This is a genomic window from Streptomyces sp. NPDC006265, assembly GCF_040613555.1.
In the GTDB taxonomy this organism is placed as follows: Bacteria; Actinomycetota; Actinomycetes; order Streptomycetales; family Streptomycetaceae; genus Streptomyces.
Genome location: NZ_JBEXSH010000622.1, coordinates 1 through 5,510, shown reverse-complemented (window position 1 = coordinate 5,510; position 5,510 = coordinate 1). Strand labels below are relative to the sequence as shown.

The 5,510-nt window shown below is 69.0% G+C and carries 3 protein-coding genes; all 3 read left to right on the top strand.

The features are described from left to right. Positions 1-1,495: LCP family protein (locus ABZ281_RS35685; protein WP_356662220.1), on the top strand; the 1,495-nt coding region annotated here is incomplete at its 5' end. Between the two features lie 233 nt (positions 1,496-1,728). After that, positions 1,729-3,483: an LCP family protein gene (locus tag ABZ281_RS35680; RefSeq protein WP_356662219.1), complete on the top strand. Its 1,755-nt coding sequence runs from the start codon at positions 1,729-1,731 to the stop codon at positions 3,481-3,483. A 226-nt stretch (positions 3,484-3,709) separates the two neighbouring features. Next, positions 3,710-5,368: an LCP family protein gene (locus tag ABZ281_RS35675; RefSeq protein ID WP_356662218.1), complete on the top strand. Its 1,659-nt coding sequence runs from the start codon at positions 3,710-3,712 to the stop codon at positions 5,366-5,368. Positions 5,369-5,510 lie beyond the last annotated feature (142 nt).

Genomic DNA, 5,510 nt, shown 5'->3' with positions numbered 1-5,510 from the left:
GGCGCCGGAGCCGCTGCCGGGCCGGCGCGGACGGCGTCCGGCGAAGAGGGCCTCGAAGAGCAAGAAGATCCTGCTGTGGACCGGCGGCACGATGGCGTTCGTGCTGGTCGCCGGTGCGGGCGCCGCGTACTTCTACATAGAGCACCTGAACGACAACATCGCGTCCGTCTCCGACGACGGTGCGAGCACCGGTGGCTTCGAGAAGGACAAGGCCATCAACATCCTGCTGATCGGCACCGACAAGCGCACCGGCAAGGGCAACGGCAGCTACGGCGACGCGGGCAGTGTCGGGCACGCCGACACCACGATCCTGCTGCACGTCTCCAAGGACCGTTCGAACGCGACCGCGCTGAGCATCCCGCGCGATCTGATCACCGACGTGCCGGACTGCCCGACGACTCAGGAGGACGGCACACAGAAGATCATCCCCGGCACGCGGCAGGTCCGTTTCAACACGAGCCTCGGCCAGGACGGCCGTACGCCCAGCTGCACGATGCGGACCGTGACCGAGCTGACCGGAGTCAAGCCCGACAATTTCATGGTCGCCGACTTCAACGCGGTCAAGACGCTGACCAGCGCGGTGGGCGGGGTCGACGTCTGCCTGGGCAAGGACCTCGACGACCCGGACTCGCACCTCAAGCTGTCCAAGGGCACGCACACCATCGAGGGCGAGCAGGCCCTGGCGTTCGTGCGCACCCGGCACGCCGTCGGTTTCGGCGGAGACCTGAGCCGGATCGAGCTGCAGCAGCAGTTCCTGAGCTCGCTGATGCGCAAGCTGAAGTCCAACGACACCCTCACCAGCCCGTCGAAAATGCTCGACCTGGCCGAGGCGGGCACGAAGGCGCTGACCGTCGACTCCCAGCTGGACAGCATCGGCAAGCTGAAGGACCTCGGTCTGGAGCTGGGCAAACTCAACACCAAGAACCTGACGTTCACCACCGTTCCGGTCATCGACAACCCATCCGAGAAGGTGAAGGCCACGGTCGTGCTGAACGAGTCGACGGCCCCGCAGGTATTCGACATGATCAAGAACGATGTCTCCTTCACCGCCGTCAAGGAGCAGAAGAAGAAGGAGGCCGCAGCGGTCGCCGCCCGGCTGAAGGGCACCAAGGCCCCGGCCTCGGAGGTGCGGGTGCGGATTTTCAACGGCGGTGCCGTCGCCGGCAGCGCGCAGGAGACGCTGAGCTGGCTGCAGAACGAGCAGGGTGTGGCGAAGTCGGAGAACGCCGGCAACGCGCCCGCCTCGCTGACGAAGACCACCCTCGAGTACGCGCCGGACCAGGCCGACCAGGCCCGCCGTCTCGCCGACATCATGGGCCTGTCCGGGGCCGCGCTGAAGCCGGGCGAGAGCGTGACCAACTCCCAGGGCGTCCCCGCGATGACACTGACCCTCGGCAAGGACTTCGAGGGGGCGGGGGTCCCCCTCACCGCGCCTTCAAAGGCGCCGGAGGGCGTGCAGAAGTCCACCGCCGACAAGGTGAAGTGTGCCAAGTGACGTGAATTTCCTTCGCGTTCGCCGAACTTCCTTCAAACAAATGGGCGGGATTGCCCAGTTGTGAGAACGTGGAATTTGTCACCCACGTCGCTTGACGCCTAAGTGTGCGGATAGTGTGTGCGATCCAGTGCTCTCACCCATGAGCTCCGTCCTGGGGGCGTGCACTGCTTGACCAGCACCGTGCGTCTTCCGGGGGAGGGCGCCGCGTGGCCCGACGGAGGAATCAGGCGACCGTGGACGCGCAAGGCCGTGGGCGGGCGGATGACATCGACCCCGCAGACCAGTGGGTACTCAACCCGAACACCGGCGAATACGAACTGCGACTGGCCCCTTCCGCAGCGCAGTCGTCCGTTCCCGGGACGCGTGGTCCCGGCGGCCGTGGCACGGCCGGAAAGGGAGGCACGGCCGGTACCCGCCGGACCGCCCCCGCGCGGCGTTCCGGTGCGGCGGCACCCGACGCCGAGGCTCCTTCTCCGCGCAGACGCACCAGCGCCCCGGCCGAGGCGGCCGCGGGGCGCCGCGGGCGCCGTCCGGTGCAGAAGAAGGCGAAGGGCAAGAAGGTCCTGATCTGGACCGGCGGCACGCTGGCCTTCGTCCTGGTCACGGCGAGCGGGGCCGCGTACCTCTACTACGAGCACCTCAACAACAACATCACGTCCGTCTCCGACGACGGCGCCGGCACCGGCGGGTTCAGCAAGGACCGCGCGATCAACATCCTGCTGATCGGCACCGACAAGCGCACCGGCAAGGGCAACGAGGGCTACGGCGACAAGAACAGCGCCGGGCACGCGGACACCACGCTGGTGCTGCACGTCTCCAAGGACCGTTCGAACGCGACGGTGCTGAGCATCCCGCGCGACCTGATCACCGACATCCCGGACTGTCCGACGACGCAGGAGGACGGCTCGGAGAAGGTCATCCCGGGCAAGCAGCGCATCCGCTTCAACAACAGCCTGGGGCAGGAGGATCGGACGCCGAGCTGCACCATGCGCACGATCACCGAGCTCACCGGGCTGAAGATGGACCACTTCATGGTGGCCGACTTCAACGCGGTCAAGACGCTGACCAGCGCGGTGGGCGGGGTCGACGTCTGTCTGGCCAAGGACATCAAGGACCCCGACTCCAAGCTCGACCTGCCCAAGGGCGAGCACACGATCGAGGGCGAGGAGGCGCTGGCCTTCGTCCGTACCCGGCACTCCGTGGGCTTCGGCGGTGACCTGAGCCGGATCGAGCTGCAACAGCAGTTCCTGGGCTCGATGCTGCGCAAGCTGAAGTCCAACGACACCCTCACCAGCCCGGCCAAGATGGTCAAGCTGGCGGAGGCGGGCACCAAGGCGCTGACCGTCGACTCCCAGATCAGCACGATCAAGAAGCTGGCCGATCTCGGGGCCGAGCTGGGCAAGTTCGACACCAAGAACCTCACCTTCGCCACGGTGCCCGTCGACGACAACCCCGCGGAGAAGGTCAAGGCCACGGTGGTCCTGAGGGAACCCCAGGCCCAACAGCTCTTCGCGATGGTCCGGGACGACGTGTCGCTGACCGACGTGAAACAGCAGAAGAAGAAGGAGAAGGCCGCCGAGGCCGCCCGGCTGAAGGGCACCAAGGCCCCGGCCTCCGAGGTGCGGGTGCGGATCCTCAACGGCGGTGCCGTCGCCGGCAGCGCCCAGGAGACCCTCAGCTGGCTGCAGGTCCAGGAGGGCGTGACCAAGTCCGAGAACGCGGGCAACGCCGAACAGCCGCTGGCGAAGACCACGCTGGAGTACGCGCCCGACCAGGCGGACCAGGCACGCCGGCTCGCCGACATCATGGGCCTGTCCGGGGCCGCGCTGAAGCCGGGCGAGAGCGTGACCAACTCCCAGGGCGTCCCCGCGATGACGCTGACCCTGGGCAAGGACTTCGAAGGGGCGGGCGTGCCGCTCACGACTCCGGCGAAGGTGCCGGAGGACGTGCAGAAGGCCACGGCCGACAAGGTCGAGTGCGCGAAGTGACCTGAGCGTCCCGTTCTGCGTCTAACAGGTGGACGGAGCATGCCCGGACGAATCGGCCGGGTGTACATCCGACCGGGCATGTCAGTGGTCCAACCAGGAGCGGGGACGACCGTGCTCCGGCGGAGCATCGGGGGAACCCGTGGTCCGGACGGACACGGGTCACCCGTGATCCGAACACGATGCGGGGCGGTCCCGTGGGTCGGCCGTAGGGGTGGGAGGCAGGGGTATGGCGCAGAGTGACGTGCGCGGAGGCGGCACACGGCACGATTCGGGCGGTCTGGCCCAGGACGAGCGTCCGGGGACGGCGGTGCCCGCGGGGGGCGGGAACGAGGGGGGCAGGGGCGGCCACGGCCGACGGCGTGGCCGGCGGCGCGGCGGCGGACGCCGGATATTGCGCTGGTCCGCGATCGTGCTGTCGGTCCTGATACTCGGGACGGCCGGCGCCGGATACCTCTACTACCGCCATCTCAACGGCAACATCGACAAGGGCAAGCGCAACAGCGGCGAGTCCGACGTCAAGAAGACCGGGCCCAACGCGGCCGGCCAGACCCCGCTCAACATCCTGCTGATCGGTTCCGACAGCCGGAACTCCGCGGAGAACGTGAAGCTCGGCGGCGGCCGGGACAACGTCGGCAGCAAGCCCCTGGCGGACGTGCAGATGCTCCTGCACGTCTCGGCGGACCGCGAGAGCGCGTCCGTGGTGAGCATCCCCCGGGACACCCGGGTGGACATCCCGAAGTGCATCGACCCCGACACCGGCGAGACCTACCCGGCCAAGAACACGATCATCAACGAGACGCTCCAGCGCGGCGGCCCGGGCTGCACCCTCGCCACCTGGCAGAACCTGACCGGCGTGTACATCGACCACTGGATGATGGTCGACTTCGCCGGAGTGGTGGACATGGCGGACGCCATCGGCGGCGTCCCGGTCTGCGTCAACCAGAACGTGTGGGACCGGCCGCTGCCCGGCCAGCGCGGCGGATCCGGACTGAAGCTGAAGGCCGGCACGCACAAGGTGCAGGGCAAGGAGGCGCTGCAGTGGCTGCGCACCCGCCACGCCTGGGGCAGTGACCCGCTGCGCGCCAAGGCGCAGCACATGTACATGAACGCGATGATCCGGACGCTGAAGGAGCAGAACGTCTTCACCGACACCGGCCGTTTGATGGGCCTGGCCGAGTCGGGCACGAAGGCGCTGAAGGTGTCCGAGGAGATCGGCACGGTCAAGGAGCTGTACGACGTGGGCATGCAGCTGAAGTCGGTCCCGACGAACCGCATCACGATGACGACGATGCCGTGGATCGAGGACCCCCAGGACCCCAACCACCTCGTACCCAATCCCGAGGACGCCGACAAGATGTGGGCGATGCTCCGCGACGACGTCTCCTTCGACAAGGCCGGGAAGGCGCACGCGGCCGGGGCCTCGGGCCCGTCCCCGGCGTCGGTGGAGGCCACGGGCCCCGCCGCCGCGCCGGCCGCGGGGTTGTCGGTCACCGTGGTCAACGGGACGGCCAGTGACGAACGGCCCGCCGTTCCCCAGCGGGCCGCCGCGATCGTGGCCGCGTTGCAGCAGGAGGGTTTCACCCGGGCCGTCGCCTCCGGTCAGCAGGATCCGCACGGCCGGACCCAGGTGACGTACCCGAAGAGCACCGGGGAGCAGGGCCGGGCCAACGCGCTGTCGGTGGCGAAGGCGGTCGGCATCCCCGACGGCCAGGTGCGGGCCACGGACGACGTGACCACCACGCTGACCATCGGCAGCGACTGGCGGGAGGGCACGACCTACCCGAAGCAGAAGGCTCCCGCGGCGGGCGACCTGCCCGACTCCGCGGACGCGCTGAGCGCGGACAAGACGGAGTGCATGGACGTGTACCGGCCCTACCGGTGGTGAACACGTCCCGCCTATGACAGCGGGGCGGGGCGGCCGCCCGGCGGGGGGGGGGGGGGGCGGGGCGGGGGGGGGGGGGGGCGGGGGGCGCGGGGGGGGGCGCCGGGTGTTTCTATTGGCGGGTTTTTTGGTTGTTGGTCGCGGG

Excerpts from the sequence above, each read along its gene's own strand:
- ABZ281_RS35675 (WP_356662218.1), top strand. The coding sequence starts at position 3,710 with ATGGCGCAGAGTGACGTGCGCGGAGGCGGCACACGGCACGATTCGGGC.